The following is a 17,673-nucleotide window of genomic DNA, read 5'->3' as shown; positions in this document are numbered from 1 at the left end:
TTGAAGTACGACAATGTTGTACCTCGCCCTGAAAAATGGTGCAACAGGCTGAAAAAGACTGACAAAACGTGACACAAGCAAACGGCCATAACAAATTGAATTTCTACGCAAAAGCCCGGAGATCAGGGCTTTCGATTTTCGCGGTCGCCCCTATGATCGACTGGACCGACCGCCATTGCCGGTATTTCCACCGGCAGATCAGCCGGAACGCATTGCTCTATACTGAAATGGTCGTGGCGGACGCGATCATTCACGGGCCGCGCGAGAGGCTGCTGTCGTTTGATGGCGACGAGCATCCGGTGGCGCTGCAGCTCGGCGGATCGGATCCGGTGAAACTTGCCGAGGCGCTTCGGATCGCAGGGCCCTACGGCTACGACGAGGTCAATCTCAATGTCGGCTGTCCTTCGGACCGGGTGCAGTCGGGAACCTTCGGGGCCTGCCTGATGCTGACGCCTAAGGTGGTGGCGAATTGCGTTATGGCCATGAAGGCAGTCTCCAATGTACCGGTCACGGTAAAGTGCCGGATCGGCGTGGACGAGCAGGAGCCGGAAGAGGCACTGCCGGAACTGTTGGCGCGGGTGCTGGACGCAGGTGCCGATGCGGTGTGGATCCACGCACGAAAGGCTTGGCTCAAAGGGCTGAGTCCGAAGGAGAACCGCGAGATCCCGCCGCTCGACTACGACATCGTCTATCGCATGAAGGAGCGGTGGCCGGAGGTCTTTATCGGTATCAACGGCGGCATCCTGACGTTGGACGAAGCAGCGGCGCATCTGAAGCATGTCGACGGCGTGATGCTGGGTCGGGCGGCCTATCAGAATGCGGGGATCCTTGCCGATCTCGATCACCGCTTCTTCGGCGCACCGGCGGCAGAGCCGGATTGGGACGGGCTGCGCGACCGCATGATGGCCTATGCCGCGCGGCATCTCGAAAGCGGCGGGCGCCTGCAACATGTGGCGCGGCACATGGTCGGGCTGTTCACCGGTCTGCCAGGCGCCAGGCGCTACCGACAGATTCTGTCGAGCGATGCGGCAAAGGCAGGCGCCGGGCCGGAGGTGATCGCAGCGGCCTTTGCGGCGGTGGATTTTCCCGGTGCCAAGGAGGCGCTGAGCGCCTGACGCCAAAAGCAAAAAACGGCGCCCATGAGACGCCGTTCTCATTCCTGCCGTGGCAGAAATTAAAATCAGTTGGCCGAGATGTTGACGGCCTTCGGGCCCTTGCCCATGCGGTCCGGCTCGGTGTCGAAGGTGACCTGCTGGCCTTCACGGAGCGACTGGATGCCGGATGCCTGGAGAGCGGAGATGTGAACGAATACGTCCTTTGCACCGCCGTCCGGAGTGATGAAACCAAAACCCTTGTCCTGGTTGAAGAATTTTACGACGCCTTTGGTGGCCATGTGGGATAGTCCTTTTCCCTTAGTCTGTCTGGTATCCGCGCCCCCGAAAGGAAGCGGACGGCTTTAGCTTTCGTCCCGTTAGACCGGAACGAAGGGTCAGTCGGAGAAGTCACGTACGGGGAAAGAACGTCTACGCAGGCGGGGGTTACCCGCGCCGCCTTCCGTAACGGAAGGCTTTACCACATCTGTCCAGTCACCGGCATGCTAATGCCCGAGTGCTGCAATTGGTGACAGCATTTCGGGAAAAAAGCAAGCGGCAATATTGTGGCATGCGCTGACGCAAGCCGGGAAACGCCAAAGATTCAAACACTTGACGAAATGTTACCTTTCACAAGGCGATCTGTGTCATTTGCGGATTCCGTCTCGGAACAGAACCGCCCCCCTTGCTCCGCGGCGATCTCGACTGCAGCCTTGACGCCCTGACGGTTCCTTTTCCGTCGCACTTCCGCGCGCCATCATTCGACTGTGTTTTAACAGGAATTCACCACGTCGACGCCGGTCGGCGCCGTGAACCAACCTTCTTGCAATGTTGAATGAGCCTTTCGAACCATGGACATGGCGCGCGCGACAAGCATAGAGATGGGGAATGGCCGCCGAAATTGGCTAATCGAATGGTTCGCGGCCCGGCGAATTCACGTGCCGCTCCACAATTTCGTCCCGACTGGACCCGATTATGGCCGGTGCAGGTGCTTCGGGCTTGATGCCGGAGGGCCGAGGGGGTAGGTCACGGGGGTGGGGACAGATGAATGCTAGATGGACAGGTGGGCGGTTTGATCGATCCCTATATTTTGCTCGGACTTGACCGCGACGCCGGCGAGCAGGCGATCCGCAGCGCCTGGCGCAAGGCCGCCAAGACAGCCCATCCCGACTCGGGCGGAGATGCGGAGCATTTCGGCCGGCTGCAGACCGCCTACGAACTCTTGAAGGATCCGGTGCGCCGCCGGGTCTACGACGACACCGGCTACGACCCGCAGCTTGCCGACCCCAAGGACCTCGAAGGCGTGCTGATGCTGGAAAAGCTTGTCAACGACGTCATCCTCGACGATCGCGAGCCCGGCAGCTTCGACCCTGTGGCGGCCATGCGCAGAAAGCTCTCCGACGACATCGTCAAGAACCGCTTCCACATCCTGGAGCTGGAGCGCCACCGCAACCGCGTGCGCCAGCACATCGACCGCCTCGGCCGTCGCCCGGAAACTGACGTGCTCGGCTCCATGCTGCGCGCCCGCAGCCAGTCGATCACTGACGCCATCCGCAAGGCGGAGGGCCAGATCGAGGCGATCGAGCATGCATATCAGATGCTCGAAGGGTACTCGTATGAGGTGGAAATGGTGGCGATAGCGACCGTGACGGAGCGGCGGGGCGAGGCTGCGGAGTAGGGCGCTTCACGGCTCGCGGTCGTCCTCGGGCGGTCGCGCAAATCATGCAAGCGCCGAATTCCGGATATCGGTTCCCGTCGAGGTGCATCGGCACCGCGGGCACAAGAATTCGATCGTATGGGCGCTGTGCGGGCCATTGGTCCGAAACTGCTTTCGCATGTTGCGATCGACAGTGTGATTTTGAGCAGGTGCTGCAGATCGATGTGCGGTGATGTGCGGTTTGACGCTGAACGTGGCTGGTTCGCGGATGGAGTCCGGGAGGGAAAAGTTCAGTGCCCCGGGCGCCCGGTCTTGCCTTTCGTGCTGCCCTTACGCTTCTGATCCGCGGGCTCCTCGTAGGAGCCGGCCCCCGTCTTGCCCCGGACGAGGGGGCGGGGGTCGTCGCTGGATCCTCGGGTCAAGCCCGAGGATGGCGGAGAGCTTGGCGCGTCGGCGCGTTCCCGCTGGCCTTCTTGCGGCGGTGTGATGAGCTTCGTGCTTTTTGCGGCATCAGGCTTTACCGGCAGCTTGCCGGTGACCGGTTTTTCGGTGCGGCCGACGGTCATTTCGTCGAGGGTGTTTTTGCGGAAAAGGGGCTTTCTCGTGGGTTCGGCGACGTCGCGGCCCATGTCATCCAGATCGGGCTTGCGGAAGAGCGGTTTTGCGGCGTCGATTCCGGGTCCCATGTCGTCGAGGCTGGGTTTGCCGTTCGAGGCGGTCCTTTGAACGTCCTCACCACGAGGTCTCCTGCTGGCCCCGGTTGCTTGCGGGAAGGAATTTGTTGAGTTTGCGGCACCCCCATGCTGAGGCGCGGAGGTCGAGGACCGAAGGCTCGTAGCATCCTTACGTCCGCTTTCCATCGCCCGCGACTCCTCGCGGGCCATCGGGTCGTCCATGACCGCCAGCTCGGCAGCCTTGAGGCGCTTGATTTCGTCGCGGAGGCGGGCGGCTTTTTCGAAGTCGAGGTCGGCGGCAGCGTCGCGCATCTGTTTTTCCAGCGCGTTGAGATGGGCAGCCAAGTTGTTGCCGACGAGGTTGCCGCCGTCGGCAAAACCCTTGCCGGAGACGCCGGAGATGTCGGCGCGGACGTGGTCGCGTTCGTAGACCGAATCAAGGATATCGGAGATGCGGGCCTTCACCGATTCCGGGGTGATGCCGTGTTCCTCGTTGTAGGCCACCTGCTTTTCGCGGCGACGGCTGGTTTCTTCCATGGCCCGTTTCATCGAGCCGGTGATGGTGTCGGCATAGAGGATGACCTTGCCGTCGACGTTGCGCGCAGCGCGACCGATCGTTTGGATAAGCGAGGTTTCGGAGCGCAGGAAACCCTCCTTGTCGGCATCGAGGATGGCGACGAAGCCGCATTCGGGGATATCGAGGCCCTCACGCAAAAGGTTGATGCCGACCAGCACGTCGAAGGCGCCAAGGCGCAAGTCGCGGATGATCTCGATGCGCTCTAGCGTGTCGATGTCGGAATGCATGTAGCGGACGCGCACGCCCTGCTCATGCAGGTATTCGGTGAGGTCCTCGGCCATGCGCTTGGTGAGCACGGTGACGAGGGTGCGGTAACCTTTGGCGGCAGTCTCGCGGATCTCGCCGAGCACGTCGTCGACCTGGGAGCGGGCGGAGCGGACTTCCACCGGCGGGTCGATGAGGCCGGTCGGACGGATGACCTGTTCGGCGAAGACGCCGCCTGCCTGCTCCATCTCCCAGCCGCCAGGCGTGGCTGACACAGCGACCGTGTCCGGGCGCATCGCATCCCATTCCTCGAAACGCAAAGGACGGTTGTCCATGCAGGAGGGCAGGCGGAAACCATATTCGGCGAGCGTCGCCTTGCGGCGGAAGTCACCGCGGTACATGCCACCGATCTGCGGCACGGTGACGTGGCTCTCATCGATGAAGAGCAGGGCGTTGTCGGGAATGTATTCGAAGAGGGTGGGCGGCGGTTCGCCGGGGGCGCGGCCGGTCAGATAACGCGAATAGTTCTCGATGCCGGCGCATGAGCCGGTGGCCTCCAGCATCTCGATGTCGTAACGGGTACGCTGCTCCAGGCGCTGGGCCTCCAGCAGGCGGCCGGCCCTTTCCAACTCGGCGAGGCGAAGCCTCAGCTCCTCTTTGATCGCCTTGATGGCGCCGTTGAGGGTAGGACGTGGTGTGACATAGTGCGAATTGGCGTAGATCTTGACCGATTTCAGCTCGCCGGTCTTCTGTCCGGTCAGCGGGTCGAACTCGGTGATGGCGTCGATCTCGTCGCCGAACATGCTTATGCGCCAGGCGGCATCTTCCAGGTGCGCGGGGAAGAGCTCGATGGTGTCGCCGCGGACGCGGAACGAGCCGCGCTGGAAATCCATGTCGCGGCGCTTGTATTGCTGGGCGACGAGATCGGCGAGCAGCTGGCGCTGGTCGAGGCGGTCGCCGACCGACATCTGGAAGGTCATGGCGGTATAGGTCTCGACCGAGCCGATACCGTAGATGCAGGACACGGAGGCGACGATGATGCAGTCGTCGCGCTCCAGCAGCGAGCGCGTCGCCGAGTGGCGCATGCGGTCGATCTGCTCGTTGATCGAGGATTCCTTTTCGATATAGGTGTCGGAGCGCGGGACGTAGGCCTCCGGCTGGTAGTAGTCGTAGTAGGAGACGAAATATTCGACGGCGTTGTCCGGAAAGAAGTTCTTGAACTCGGAATAGAGCTGGGCGGCGAGCGTCTTGTTCGGCGCCAGTATCACGGCAGGGCGCTGTGTCGCCTCGATCACCTTGGCCATGGTGAAGGTCTTGCCCGAGCCGGTGACTCCGAGCAAGACCTGCGAGCGGTCGCCGTTTTCCAGGCCCTCGACGAGGTCCTTGATGGCGGTCGGCTGGTCGCCGGCGGGCTCGTAGTCCGAAGCCATGCGAATGGCGATTCCGCCTTCGGATTTATCCGGCCGGGCCGGGCGGTGCGGCGTCCAGATCTTGCCGTTCTTGTGAAGCGGATTGCCGGATTCGATTAGCGCCGAAAGCGCCTCGACCGTGGCTGTAACGGCAGTGCCGGCCGAAAGCGAGGAGGCCTCCTCCAGCGTCGTATCCATGCCGGAGACCGGATTGAGGCCGGCGGCGGCGCGGGTCTTCGGATCGGTCGAGCCGCCCATCGAGGTGCCGCGCGCGGATTTCGAGGCTGCGATTTCCACCTTCTTGCGGTGCTTGCCGGCCTTGGAGGCTATCTCGCGCTGCGTCTCGACGCTCGAGGCCTCGGCATCGGCCTCGAGCTGCCTTACCCAGTCGGCGACGGAGCCGTCCAATGGAGCGCCTTCGAAGGACGTCTGCGGGGCTTCCTCGAAGCCGTTCGGGGTGGGGGATTTCTTCGTCGATTTGGCCATGGGCGGAATATGGAGAGAGTCAGCGCTAAAGGGAAGAGGCAAAGAGTACAAAAGGGAAACGAATGAATCGTTCGGATTTCGTGAATAGTATCGATCAATGTCTTTCATCCTGGTTTTTTCGCGCCGTTGTCGGCGCCGACGGCTGCCCCACGTCCTTGACATGCAACGGGGCAGCGACGGGCCATTACAACGGGCCAAGGGAACCACGAAGGAGAGCAGACATGAGAAAGATCATCATTGGTGCATTTGTCAGTCTCGACGGCGTCATGCAGGCCCCGGGCGGCCCGGACGAAGACCCAGTCGGTGGCTTCAAGTACGGCGGCTGGGTTGCCCCTTATTTCGATGAGGCGATGGGGGATGCCGTGGGCGAGATGTTTGCCGGGGCGTTCGACCTCCTTCTCGGCCGCAAGACCTACGACATTTTCGCCGCGCATTGGCCCTATGTCGCTGCCGACGACCCGATCGGCCCGCTTTTCGACCGCGTCACCAAATATGTCGCCACCCGCAATCGCAACTTCAAGCTCAGCTGGCAGAACAGCCAGGTGCTCGGGGCGGACGTGGTCGGCGCACTCAGGACGCTGAAAAGCGAAAAGGGGCCGGATCTGCTTACTCAGGGCTCGACCGACTTTCTCCAGACCCTGTTCAGCAACGACCTGGTCGATGAAATCAATGTCTTCGTCTTCCCGGTCGTGCTCGGGAAGGGCAAGAAACTGTTCGGCGACGGCGCTTATCCAGGCAAGCTGAAACTTCTCGGCTCGAAGGTTTCCGGAACCGGTGTCACGATCAACAAATATGTCCGGGACGGCGACGTCGTCACCGGCTCATTCGCATTCGAAAACCCGTCCGCGGCAGAGCTTGAGCGGCGCCGGAACCTGAGCTGAGGCGAGCAGGCGCTCCGGCCAGACCGGTGCTTTGTGGCGGTCAAACTGTCGCAGCCGCGGAACATGGGCAGGAGTGCTGCCGTTGTCCGGCGTTGCCGTCCGGCAACCCCGTTTCGGGCCAACCTCTCTTCGACGGCATCCGGACATTGCCCGCCTCGCCGCCGCTTTCGGACGGAGGAAGCATGATGTCCGCATTCGAAAGCCTGCGCGCGCTCAGCCACCAGCAGCGCAACACCGTCATTGCCAGCTATCTCGGGTGGACGCTCGATGCCTTCGATTTCTTCATTCTCGTTTTCGTTCTCAAGCATATTGCCGATGAGTTCCACACCGACGTCCCGGCTGTTTCGGTGGCGATCTTCCTGACGCTTGCGATGCGGGCGGTGGGAGCGCTTGTTTTCGGGCTTGCGGCCGACAGGTTCGGGCGCCGCGTGGCGCTTATGGCCGACGTGCTGCTGTATTCGCTGTTCGAATTTCTGACCGGATTCTCGACGGGCCTGGCCATGTTCCTCGTGCTGCGCGCGTTCTACGGCATCGCCATGGGCGGGGAATGGGGCGTCGGCGCCTCGCTGGTCATGGAGAGCGTGCCGGAAGAAAGCCGCGGCATCGTCTCCGGCATCCTGCAGGCCGGCTATCCCTCCGGCTATCTCGTCGCCTCGATCGTCTTCTTCCTGCTCTTTCCGGTGATCGGCTGGCGCGGCATGTTCTTCGTCGGCGCCCTGCCGGCGCTCCTGGTGCTCTATATCCGCCGCAATGTCGCCGAAAGCCCGGTGTTCCTGAAGCGGCAAGCGGAGGGGCGGCGGCCGTTCCTCACCATCCTTAGGCAAAACATTCCGCTGTTCGTCTGGTCGGTGCTGCTGATGACGGCATTCAACCTTTTGAGCCACGGCACGCAGGACATCTATCCGACCTTCTTGGAAACGCAGCGCAACTACGACAGCTACACGACCGGCGCGATCGCCATCGTCTACAATATCGGCGCGATCTGCGGTGGGCTGTACTTCGGCCAGCTATCCCAGCGGATCGGACGGAAGCGGGCGATCGTCATCGCCGCGCTGCTCGCCGTGCCCGTCGCGCCGATCTGGGTCCATGCGCCGGGGCCGGTGTTGCTCGCCGTCGGTGCCTTCGTGATGCAGTTCTTCGTGCAGGGCGCCTGGGGCATCGTGCCGGCGCATCTCAACGAGCTGTCGCCCGACGAGGTGCGCGGCACCTTCCCGGGCTTTGCCTACCAGCTCGGCAACCTCTTTGCCTCCGGCAACGCCACGATGCAGGCGGGGCTCGCGGTGCGCTGGAACGGCGACTATGCGACGGCGCTGCTCATCGTCGCCAGTGCGGTGGCGGTAGCCGTCGCGCTTCTTTCCGGCTTCGGCTACGAGAAGAAGGACGTCCGTTTCGGCACGCAGGAGGCCGAAACGCCGCAGGGCGTTTTGCGCAGCTGAACGGCGAGGGACCTTGCGCGATCTCAGACGGCTTCCTCATCGTCCTGCCATAGGCCTTTCTTAACCACGCGACGCTAATGTTTGTCGCGCGGAGGTCAGGTATTGCGTCCCGCCGCACGGCTTTTACCGACAATTTCGCCTTTCTGCTGCCCGTCATCATGCTCACTTTCGGCTGCACCTTCCTGGTCGTCGCCGGTTCGGACCCGCGCGAATACAGGCATTGGGGTGATCGGGCTAAATCGTTCCTGCTTCTTCGTTTTTTGCCCATGACCCCCGTCGAGGCTCCGGCGCCGTGGCATCGCTTATCGCCGATGCGCTATTTCCGTCTTTCTATGGCAGCGCGCTCCTGTGCCACTTTAGCCGATCTTCTTGCCGCGCTGCGCCTCGCCTTCTCCGCGAGCATCTATGCTCGGACCTCTACGCGGTCATCGTTGCGCAGAGCCTTTTGGGCCGAACTGCTGCTGCATGACCTTGCCTGGGCGTCGCTGCTGGGTTTCGCGCTGGTCAATATGGCGCGCCGGGCGAAGCACTAAGCCGACACGATGCTGCTTGCGGTTTCGGGGCTCGTGGTGACGGCGATCATCGCCCGCATTGCGATCCTGGCTTAGGCCTTGCCTCTTACATGAAGGCGCGGATCGTTTCCTTCGCGCCGTTCCAACGCTTGCAGCGGAGAAAATTCCGCCAGCCGCAGCAACGGTCGACAATCTGGGCGTTGCCTTCCCCTTCGAGCAGACCATATCAATGGCTCACGGGCGATTTGAACCGGTTCTATCGCAACCTTTTGGCGCATTATGGTGTCTTGCGATGGGACGGGTGTATGCGCCTCAAACCGCAGTGCTCGCAGGTATCAAACCTGAACCGCGCGCACTTGATTTCCGGAGAGTGGATCCGCGTCGACTGAGAGGCGCCTGGACCGAGAGAGCCGTGTGCGATGACGTTCGAGTGGAAAATGATGGACGCAGGAGGAGGGACATTTCATGCTTTACGCCATCCTGGCATATCACGACGAGAAAGTGGTCGAATCCTGGACCAAAGAGGAGGACGAGGCTCTGATGAGCGAGCTGCTCCAGGTCAACGATCGCCTGGTCGAGGAAAAGCATTTGGGACCGGCCGCGCGACTTGGCCCGACGGGGCGCGCGGTGACCTTGCGGGGGACGGGAGCCGGCTTGGTCACGGACGGCCCCTTTGCTGAAACCAAGGAGCAATTGCTCGGCTTCTATGTCGTGGATTATCCAAGTCTTGAGGAAGCCGTGGCAGCAGCGCGCGACCTGCGACGCGCCAATCCCACCGCAGTCTATGAAATCCGGCCGATCTCGCTTTATCTTCCTGGCGCGCCACTGGCGTTTCGGGACGAAGGTTAGGCGCGCGATGTCGGCGGGTGGCCTTGGGCCACCATACCAACATTTCGGTGGGGAAGGGCTGCGGCACGTCGCCATAACCCCTTGAGCCCCGGCTAATTGGATATACAAGCTGCCGGCAGTTCTCTCCCATCGGATTCGCCCATGTATTTTTCGCTCAGCCCCGCCGCCATCTGGCCGGTCGTCATGCTTTTCGCCTCCAATATCTTCATGACTTTTGCCTGGTACGGGCACCTGAAACACAAGGGCAGTGCGATCGCCCTTGCCATCGTCGTGAGTTGGGCGATTGCCTTTTTCGAATACTGCCTCGCCGTGCCAGCAAATCGTATCGGCTCGGCGGTCTATACGACGGCGCAGTTGAAGACGATGCAGGAGGTGATCACTCTGATGGTCTTCTCCGGATTTTCGGTTTTCTGGCTCGGCGAGAACCTGACCTGGAACCATGCCATCGGATTTGCCCTGATCGCCATCGGCGCCTCCTTCATCTTTCGCGCATGAACGCAACCTTTCCAATGGATTACAATTCGTCCATGTCTAAAAATCACCGAATTGCGGACGCATTTGGCTGGGAGGCTGTCACCATCCAGTGATGAGGAGGTGACCGCCCATGAGCCTCTCTTTCCAGACGATGGCGGCAATCCGGTTCGGCTATGGATTCCGACCGGGCGAGGCGCTGCCGCAGAACCGCGATCAGCTGCTTGGCCAGGTGAAGGACGCCAGCCGGCGAGCGCCGTCTTTTCCGGTCGGCGGCATCGATGGACGCCATCGGCAAATTGTCGATCTGCAGGAGCGGCTCCGGGAGATGCGCCAGAGCGGCAGTGATGATCAATTGCGCCGCAAAAGCCGCAAGGCAATCCAGAAGCAGGTGCAGCAGCGGTTCCAACGCGATGCAAGCGCGCGGCTGATGCAGGCCGTGCTTTCGCCGAACGGATTTTACGAGCGGCTTGCGACCTTCTGGACCAATCATTTCTCGACGAGCGCCGCCAAAAGCCTGCCGATGTGGATGATCGTTCCGCTTTACGAGGCGGAGGCGATCCGGCCCAATATCGGCGGCTCGTTCCGTGACCTGCTGCGGGCCGCGACGGAGCATCCGGCGATGCTCATCTATCTCGATCAGGTGCAATCGCAGGGGCCGGAATCGGCCCGCGGCATGAAGCAGAACAAGGGGCTCAACGAGAACCTCGGCCGCGAACTGCTGGAACTGCATACGCTGGGTGCAGGCAGCGGCTATACGCAAGCCGACGTGCGCGCTGCGGCAATGGTATTGACCGGACTGACGATCGATCGCGAGGAAATGGACGTGACTTTCCGTCCCGGCATCTCGGAGCCCGGCAGACACACGGTTCTCGGTGTCAGCTATGGCGGCGCGATAAGGTCGCGGAAGAACTATCTGGCGCTGCTCGACGATCTGGCTGTCCATCAGAAGACGGCTCAGCATATCAGTCACAAGCTTGCCGCTCACTTCGTCTCCGACCAGCCACCTGAGGAGATGGTGACGGCGATGGCGGATGTTTGGAAAAGGACGGATGGCGACCTGACGGCCGTTTATGGCGCTATGTTCGATCATCCCGCAGCCTGGCGCGACGAGGGCGCGAAGGCGCGCCAGCCTTTCGACTATATAGTGACGGGCCTGAGGGCGCTGAACGCTGGCAGCGGCAACGGTATTTCGGGCGACTTCATGAAGGCGGCTCAGGAAGAAGACGACGATGTGATGGCGCGCCCGAAGGACATGGCGGGACAAGACGATGCCCTGGGCGGCGATGCGGGCGCGATTGCGCCCGATCCTGCCAACGAAGCCAGGTCCAAGCGGCGCAAGTCCTTCCAGACGGCACGCGCCCTGGGGCAGGATGCGCTTCGCCGCATGGGCCAGCCGACCTGGCTTCCGCCAAGCCCCGCAGGCTTCGAGGAAAACTTCTCCGCCTGGATAACGGCAAGCCAGCTTGCCGAGCGGCTTGCCTGGGCGCGGCGAGCTTCCGCCCAGTTCGGCAAGGACGAGGATCCGCGCGAATTTTTAAGATCGACGCTTGCCGATGCGGCGCGCGACGAGACGATCCGCGTGGTTTCGCAGGCGCCGACCAAGATCAGCGGCCTGACGCTGGTTCTTGCCTCCCCCGAATTCAACCGTCGATAGGAGCTGGACATGATCGAGACTACGCTTTCCCGCCGCGCCTTTCTCGCTTCGGCCTGTTGCCTTGCCGCCGCTCCGATCTTCACGCCGGTCACCTTCGCCGCCACACCCGGAGACAACCGCTTCGTGACCATCGTGCTGCGCGGGGCGATGGACGGCCTCGACCTGGTGCAGCCTTACGGCGAGGCAGGCTTTGCGGCGCTAAGGCCGAAGTTGGCGCTGACGCCGGATAGGGGGCTCCTCGACCTCGACGGGCATTTCGGGCTCAATCCGGCGGCGGCCGATCTGATGCCGCTCTGGAAGAGCAGGGAGCTTGCCTTCGTGCATGCGGTTTCGACGCCCTATCGCGACCAGCGCAGCCATTTCGACGGCCAGGACATGCTGGAGACGGGCGGCGAACATGCGGCCGAGCAGAAGACCGGCTGGCTGAACCGGGCGCTTTCGGTGATCCCGCGTTCGGATGTCCGCAAGGCGATCGACGTGAATACCTCGACGGAGCTGATCCTTTCAGGTCCGAACAATGTCGACGTCTGGGCCCCGGATTCCGATCTTGGAACGGCGAAGGACGAGATGCAGTTTCTGATGCGGCTTTATGCCGGCGATCCGGCCTTTGCCGAGGCGATGGAAGAGGCGACGCGCGCAAACAATGCGGCGATGATCACCGAGCCGGAGGGCAAGCGCGGCGGCAAGATCGCCGACGTTGCGATGCTCGCCGCCAATATGCTGAAGGGCGACTATCGCATCGCGAGCTTCTCGATTACCGGCTGGGATACGCATGTGGCGCAGAATGGACAGTTTAATCGGCCAGTGCAGGATCTGGCTCGGGCGATCAATACACTGAAGGCTGTGGTCGGTCCGGAAGTCTGGTCGAAGACCGTGGTGCTGGCGATGACGGAATTCGGCCGCACCGTGCGTCAGAACGGCTCCGGCGGCACCGACCACGGCACCGGCGGCTGCGCGGTGCTGGCGGGCGGGGCGATCAATGGCGGACGTATTCTCGGTCAATGGCCCGGCATTGGAGACGGCCAACTGCTCGACGACCGGGACCTGATGCCGACGGCCGACGTGCGCGAGATTGCCGCCGCGATGCTCTACCGGCAGTTCGACGTGACGGCGCGCGATCTGACGGGAAAGATTTTCCCGGGACTAAGCTTCGACAACGGTTCGCAGTTCTTGAAAGTTTAATGAAGCTCGAGCGTCAGGTTGTCAGGAGCTCTTTGCTCCTGCCGGGTTTGATGCTCCAGGTCCTTCCGGGAACCCCGGCCAGGCGGACTTCAGTTTTTTTTCTGGGACAGCGCCGCGTCAGTCGAGGCAGTGCGCCCGCTTGCTGGAAAGCGCCGGTCCTCCAAAAGGCGCAGAAGCAAATTCCGCTTTCTCTTGCGCTGGACAAGATCGATATCACTGACAAGCTTTGCACCGCCCTCGCGCCGCTCCAATGTGATCTTGCGGCTATGGAAGGCCTCCAGCTCAGCCCGATGCGCTACGCTTATGATGGTTACCTTCGGCAACTCATGGATCAACATCTCCATCATCTTGTCCTGGCTCTTCTCATCGAGTGCTGAGGTTGCCTCATCCAGGACGATGATATCGGGAGTGTGTAGCAGGAGACGCGCAAACGCGAGTCGCTGCTTTTCGCCGCCCGACAAAGTCTGGTCCCATGGCGCGTCGTCCTCGATCTTGTCGTTCAGGTAATCGAGCCCCACCTTGTCGAGCGCTGCCTTGATCTTATCCGGCGTCCAGCTATCTGCGGCGCGAGGATAGGCGACTGCACGGCGAAGCGTGCCGGAAGGAATATAAGGCCGCTGCGGCAACATGAATAGTCGTCTGTCGGCGTGGAAGTTGACGCTTCCCTCACCCCACGGCCAAAGACCTGCGATGGCACGTACGAGCGTGCTCTTGCCTGAACCGGATTCTCCGGCTACGAGCACTCGCTCGCCTGGTTCGATAACGACCTGGGTTTCCTTGACAACGGCGGTGCCATCGTCAAGCGACACGGAAAGATCGTTTAGGCTGAGCATCGTATCGCCTTCCGTCTCACCTTGCCTGATGCGTCCCAGGGCATTGCTCTGTTCTGCGCGCTCGAGCCCGTCTAGCGACATCATCAGCGAAGCGATGCGGCGCGCACAGGCATTCCAATCGGCGAGTCGAGGATAGTTGTCGACCAGCCATCCGAACGCGCTTTGAACGATGGCAAAGGCAGAGGCAGCCTGCATCACCTGTCCGAGGGTCATGCTGCCTTCGAGAAACTTCGGAGCACAAAGCAAAACCGGCACGACTGGGGCAAACAGGCTCGAGCCCTGCGACACAAGCGCCGTGCGCATGTGTTGACGAGCAAGAAGCGCCCATTGCCTGAGCACCTTGGCGAACGTCTTCTCGACGTCGTTGCGTTCCTCCTCTTCACCGCCGAGCAATGCAATACTCTCGCCGTTTTCCCGCACATGCGTCAGTGTATAGCGGAATTCGGCTTCCGCCTGATTTTTGACCTCAGAGACCTGGACGAAATGGCGGCCGATGACCGCCATCGAGCTCGACGTGATGGCGGCGTAGAGAACCGCGGTGATGACAAGGAAGCCAGGAACACTGAAAGTCGAACCCGCGATTGTCAGAGTGAGGGACCCGCCGATCGTCCAAAGCACCACGATGAAGGTCGAGGCCGACAGAAATGCGGAAATGACACCCGCGATGAAATCGACGGGGGATTCAGTGGCAATCCGCAAATCTTCGGCGATCCGCGCTTCGGGATTCTTGTGGTCGCCGCCGATGAGATTCAACTGATAATAGCGGCCGTTTGCGAGCCAGCGCGCGATGACTGCGGTCGTGAGCCAGCAACGCCAGCGGCGCTGAATCGTCATCCGAAGGGAGACCTGTGCAACGACAAGGGCTATGGTCCCGAGCACCAGTGGCAGGAATACGGCGCTCAGAAAATAGACTGTGCGGGCATCGTGTTGCTCTATGGCGTCAAAGATTGCGCGATTCCAGACATTGATTCCATACTGGAAGCCGACATTGATGCCGATCAGGGTCAACAGCGCGATTGAGCACGGCCAAGCGAGTCTGTCGCCGCTGCGGCCCCAGTAACCGCGCGCGCTGATCCAGAAACGCCTTAGCAAATACCTCTTGCGCGCCTGCTCGGCATCCTCAGGCGTCAAGTCTGTATCGGGTTCGATGACATTCGGGGGCGGCGCGACCTCGACAGTCGATGCCTTATCCTGGCGCGACGTCTCGGCACCGTTCGGCTTGGTGCCGTCGACCGAGTTCGGATGAGATTTTGCGTCGGTCATAAGCACGACAACGGCTTAAAAATCAAAAGGTTTCATGATGCCAATGTCGAACATGGCATGGGGGCGTCGAGAAAATGAGGCAGGCGCCGCCCGAACTCACACGGCCACTGAAGGCGTGGTGTTCACCTCCGACCCGATTTTTCTGCCAGCGGCGAGTCCCGCCCAGCTAAAGGGTATTTAAAGCCACCATTGGCTTCTCAGAGGATATTCCGGATTGAATATCTGAGGACCTAGACGCGCCGCCAGTCTCCATCCCGAGCTGAGGCGGGAGATTAGTCGACGACAGTGATTGAGCAGGCAACATTCAGCGCGGCGGCGACTGGCGTCCGATTCCGGGCGTCCGACGGCAATATCGTGAAACTCAGGGAGGAGATGACAAACTCCGACTTCTGAAGGTGATCTGCCGACGCAAGGCGTGGCAGATCACGATGTTCCGGTCCCCTCAGGCGGTCTTGGTCTTCATTTGGTCCAGAGCAGCCACAAGCGCCTCTGCTGCCTCGCTCGATGATGCCGGGTTCTGACCGGTAATGAGCTGGCCGTCGACGACTGTATGCACGCCCCAGTCTTTGACCCTGGAGAAGACCGCACCGAGGCTGATGAGCTCGTCCTCGACGAGGAACGGCACGACCTGCGTAAGACCTACGGCCTCTTCCTCGCTGTTGGTGAACCCGGTGACGTAGCGGCCTTGAACAAACGGGGTGCCGTTGGGATTGGTCACGCGATGCAGGACGCCCGGTGCATGGCAAACGAGAGCGATCGGCTTGCCGGCCGCGATGAAGGATTCGATCAGCTTGATCGAATTCGGATCTTCGGCCAGATCCCACAACGGGCCGTGGCCTCCGGGGTAGAAGACCGTATCGAAGTCCTTGTGGTCGACGCTGCCCAGGCGCACGGTTTCTGCGAGCTGCGCCTTGGCAGCCTCGTCAGCGTTGAAGCGCCGCGTAAGTTCGGTCTGGAACATCGGCTCGTCGCTCTTCGGGTCGAGGGGCGGCTGGCCGCCGTTCGGAGAGGCGAGGGTGATTTCAGCACCGGCATTCTTGAACACGTAGTATGGCGCTGCCAGCTCCTCGAGCCAAAAGCCGGTCTTCTTGCCGGTGTCGCCGAGGGTGTCGTGGGAGGTGAGTACGACCAGGATTTTCATCGTCGGATCCTTTCGTGGCGGTGAGGCGTCGCGGTTGGTTGTTTGCAGCACGACCAGCCGCATCGGCCTGTCGATGAGCTCATAATGGCACCTGCCCACATATTGCAGAAATTTACTTCCTTTATTTTAGATATTTCGATGAGATTATATCTCGATGAGATACGATCTGAATCTGCTTCCGGTTTTCCTGGCCCTGATGGAGGAGCGGAGCGTGACACGGGCGGCCGCGCGACTGGGCATCACCCAGCCGGCGCTGTCGAATTCATTGAACCGCCTGCGCGACACCCTGCGGGATCCGCTGTTCATCCGGGAAAGGTACGGCATAAAGCCGACGCAACTGGCCGAGGAGATCGCTCCGACAATCGAAGCAGCGCTGGCACAACTCGACGATCTCATTTTGAATCAGCAGGAGTTTCAGCCAGCAAACGCCCAGCGACTGTTCACGCTTGCCCCCAACAGCTACGTGGAACTTGTGTTGATGCCGGCGCTTGTCGCGAGGACGCGAGAGCTGGCGCCGGGCATCAAGCTGCGCATGACAGCATTTGGCAACGATCTCGCCGAGACGGGCGTCATTTCCGGTACCACGGCGATGGTGCTTGGCCGGATCGTCGATCCGCCGGACAACCTTGTCGTCCAGCATCTGATGGACGATGGGCTGGCCTGCGTGGTGAGCAAGGACCATCCCGACGTTGGGGACCATATTTCCCGAGAACAGTATGAAAGACTCAAGCACGTGAACGTGCTCCCACCTGGTAGGCTGCGCGCCGGCCTCTTTCAGGCATTGGGGCAGCATAACCTCAAACGAGAGGTTGCCGTTTCAGTCACGCACTTCCTTGCCGTGCCAGAGATGCTTGTTGTTACGGACTACTGCGCAACGCTGCCGAGCCTTATCTGTCGAAGCCTTGAGCGGGATCGGCGCCTGAAGGTATTACCGGCGCCCGTCGACCTTGGCACTTTTCCAGTGCAGATGGCTTGGCACGTTCGCTACCGCCACGACCCGGCCCATAGGTGGCTGCGTTCGATGATCGGCGAACTTGCAAAGGAAATGACTTCTCAAGCGACCTAAGAGGGCTGATGACCGGAGTGGGCCCGCGAGGCGACACTCTCAGCCATGGGTAACAGGACGGGCAAGCACGATGCCCGAGGCCTGGCTCTAATCCTGCAATCGGGTCGGTTCAGTCGGGTCCACGTGAAAAGCGTCGAAAGTGATTACTTCCGAGCGCTTGCACGCCAGCCGCAAGGGGTCATGCAGCGGAAATGCATCGATCTCGAAAACGAGATCCGATGGCTGCAAGCTCTCCTGAAATTCCTCGTGCCAGATTCCATGCTTGCTCCGACCCGTATTGGTCT

Annotated in this window: 14 protein-coding genes; 10 read left to right on the top strand and 4 right to left on the bottom strand. The window is 61.4% G+C overall.

Annotation, left to right across the window (positions count from 1 at the left end; genetic code table 11):
* The first annotated feature begins 152 nt into the window (after positions 1-152).
* Positions 153-1,115 carry a tRNA dihydrouridine(20/20a) synthase DusA gene (gene dusA / locus AM571_RS11495; protein ID WP_081377062.1) on the top strand — a complete coding sequence of 321 codons (963 nt, stop codon included), beginning with the start codon at positions 153-155 and terminating at the stop codon, positions 1,113-1,115.
* Positions 1,116-1,180: 65 nt separating this feature from the next.
* Here the strand turns inward: dusA and AM571_RS11490 are convergent, their stop codons facing one another.
* Positions 1,181-1,393, bottom strand: coding sequence for a cold-shock protein (locus AM571_RS11490; RefSeq protein WP_018900054.1), 213 nt, complete (start codon positions 1,391-1,393; stop codon positions 1,181-1,183).
* 746 nt (positions 1,394-2,139) lie between these two features.
* On the opposite strand from AM571_RS11490, the gene AM571_RS11485 reads away from it, so the two are divergent.
* Entirely contained in the window at positions 2,140-2,769 is a 630-nt protein-coding gene (locus AM571_RS11485; protein ID WP_132550195.1) for a J domain-containing protein, read from the top strand.
* 269 nt (positions 2,770-3,038) lie between these two features.
* Here the strand turns inward: AM571_RS11485 and uvrB are convergent, their stop codons facing one another.
* A complete protein-coding gene (gene uvrB, locus AM571_RS11480) occupies positions 3,039-6,098 on the bottom strand; it encodes an excinuclease ABC subunit UvrB (RefSeq protein ID WP_074063197.1) in 3,060 nt (1,019 codons plus the stop codon).
* 221 nt (positions 6,099-6,319) lie between these two features.
* Between uvrB and AM571_RS11475 the strand changes: the two genes are divergently transcribed.
* The 7 genes from AM571_RS11475 (at position 6,320) to AM571_RS11445 (ending at position 13,086) form a co-directional block, all read left to right on the top strand.
* Positions 6,320-6,979, top strand: a complete 660-nt coding sequence (locus AM571_RS11475) for a dihydrofolate reductase family protein (RefSeq protein ID WP_074061507.1) — start codon at positions 6,320-6,322, stop codon at positions 6,977-6,979.
* 185 nt (positions 6,980-7,164) lie between these two features.
* Positions 7,165-8,415, top strand: a complete 1,251-nt coding sequence (locus AM571_RS11470; RefSeq protein WP_074063196.1) for an MFS transporter — start codon at positions 7,165-7,167, stop codon at positions 8,413-8,415.
* Positions 8,416-8,573: 158 nt separating this feature from the next.
* The gene (locus tag AM571_RS11465; RefSeq protein WP_132660716.1) at positions 8,574-8,948 is read left to right on the top strand and encodes a hypothetical protein; all 375 of its coding nucleotides are present in this window, start codon (positions 8,574-8,576) and stop codon (positions 8,946-8,948) included.
* A gap of 444 nt (positions 8,949-9,392) precedes the next feature.
* Positions 9,393-9,776, top strand: a complete 384-nt coding sequence (locus AM571_RS11460) for a YciI family protein (RefSeq protein ID WP_074061505.1) — start codon at positions 9,393-9,395, stop codon at positions 9,774-9,776.
* Between the two features lie 141 nt (positions 9,777-9,917).
* On the top strand, positions 9,918-10,271 hold the full coding sequence (locus tag AM571_RS11455) for a DMT family protein (protein ID WP_074061504.1): 354 nt from the start codon (positions 9,918-9,920) through the stop codon (positions 10,269-10,271).
* 109 nt (positions 10,272-10,380) lie between these two features.
* Positions 10,381-11,904 (top strand): DUF1800 domain-containing protein, encoded by a 1,524-nt coding sequence (locus tag AM571_RS11450; protein WP_074061503.1) that lies wholly within the window; start codon positions 10,381-10,383, stop codon positions 11,902-11,904.
* A 9-nt stretch (positions 11,905-11,913) separates the two neighbouring features.
* Positions 11,914-13,086: a DUF1501 domain-containing protein gene (locus AM571_RS11445; protein ID WP_074061502.1), complete on the top strand. Its 1,173-nt coding sequence runs from the start codon at positions 11,914-11,916 to the stop codon at positions 13,084-13,086.
* A gap of 89 nt (positions 13,087-13,175) precedes the next feature.
* On the opposite strand, the gene AM571_RS11440 is transcribed toward AM571_RS11445, so the two are convergent.
* Together AM571_RS11440 and AM571_RS11435 are read right to left on the bottom strand one after the other, a co-directional pair.
* Positions 13,176-15,182, bottom strand: coding sequence for an ABC transporter ATP-binding protein/permease (locus AM571_RS11440; protein WP_074061501.1), 2,007 nt, complete (start codon positions 15,180-15,182; stop codon positions 13,176-13,178).
* A 442-nt stretch (positions 15,183-15,624) separates the two neighbouring features.
* Positions 15,625-16,323, bottom strand: coding sequence for a type 1 glutamine amidotransferase domain-containing protein (locus tag AM571_RS11435; RefSeq protein ID WP_074063195.1), 699 nt, complete (start codon positions 16,321-16,323; stop codon positions 15,625-15,627).
* Positions 16,324-16,477: 154 nt separating this feature from the next.
* On the opposite strand from AM571_RS11435, the gene AM571_RS11430 reads away from it, so the two are divergent.
* Complete coding sequence (locus AM571_RS11430; RefSeq protein ID WP_074061500.1) at positions 16,478-17,389, top strand: LysR substrate-binding domain-containing protein; 912 nt, start codon at positions 16,478-16,480, stop codon at positions 17,387-17,389.
* Positions 17,390-17,673: the final 284 nt, after the last annotated feature.

Origin of the sequence: Rhizobium etli 8C-3 (assembly GCF_001908375.1) — a bacterium.
In the GTDB taxonomy this organism is placed as follows: domain Bacteria; phylum Pseudomonadota; class Alphaproteobacteria; order Rhizobiales; family Rhizobiaceae; genus Rhizobium; species Rhizobium etli_B.
The sequence above is the reverse complement of the archived record's forward strand: the minus strand, read 5'-3'. Positions and strand labels throughout refer to the sequence as shown.

Coding starts and splice junctions, on each gene's coding strand:
- dusA (WP_081377062.1), top strand. CDS start 153: ATGATCGACTGGACCGACCGCCATTGCCGGTATTTCCACCGGCAGATC.
- AM571_RS11490 (WP_018900054.1), bottom strand. CDS start 1,393: ATGGCCACCAAAGGCGTCGTAAAATTCTTCAACCAGGACAAGGGTTTT.
- AM571_RS11485 (WP_132550195.1), top strand. CDS start 2,140: ATGCTAGATGGACAGGTGGGCGGTTTGATCGATCCCTATATTTTGCTC.
- uvrB (WP_074063197.1), bottom strand. CDS start 6,098: ATGGCCAAATCGACGAAGAAATCCCCCACCCCGAACGGCTTCGAGGAA.
- AM571_RS11475 (WP_074061507.1), top strand. CDS start 6,320: ATGAGAAAGATCATCATTGGTGCATTTGTCAGTCTCGACGGCGTCATG.
- AM571_RS11470 (WP_074063196.1), top strand. CDS start 7,165: ATGTCCGCATTCGAAAGCCTGCGCGCGCTCAGCCACCAGCAGCGCAAC.
- AM571_RS11465 (WP_132660716.1), top strand. CDS start 8,574: ATGCTCACTTTCGGCTGCACCTTCCTGGTCGTCGCCGGTTCGGACCCG.
- AM571_RS11460 (WP_074061505.1), top strand. CDS start 9,393: ATGCTTTACGCCATCCTGGCATATCACGACGAGAAAGTGGTCGAATCC.
- AM571_RS11455 (WP_074061504.1), top strand. CDS start 9,918: ATGTATTTTTCGCTCAGCCCCGCCGCCATCTGGCCGGTCGTCATGCTT.
- AM571_RS11450 (WP_074061503.1), top strand. CDS start 10,381: ATGAGCCTCTCTTTCCAGACGATGGCGGCAATCCGGTTCGGCTATGGA.
- AM571_RS11445 (WP_074061502.1), top strand. CDS start 11,914: ATGATCGAGACTACGCTTTCCCGCCGCGCCTTTCTCGCTTCGGCCTGT.
- AM571_RS11440 (WP_074061501.1), bottom strand. CDS start 15,182: ATGACCGACGCAAAATCTCATCCGAACTCGGTCGACGGCACCAAGCCG.
- AM571_RS11435 (WP_074063195.1), bottom strand. CDS start 16,323: ATGAAAATCCTGGTCGTACTCACCTCCCACGACACCCTCGGCGACACC.
- AM571_RS11430 (WP_074061500.1), top strand. CDS start 16,478: ATGAGATACGATCTGAATCTGCTTCCGGTTTTCCTGGCCCTGATGGAG.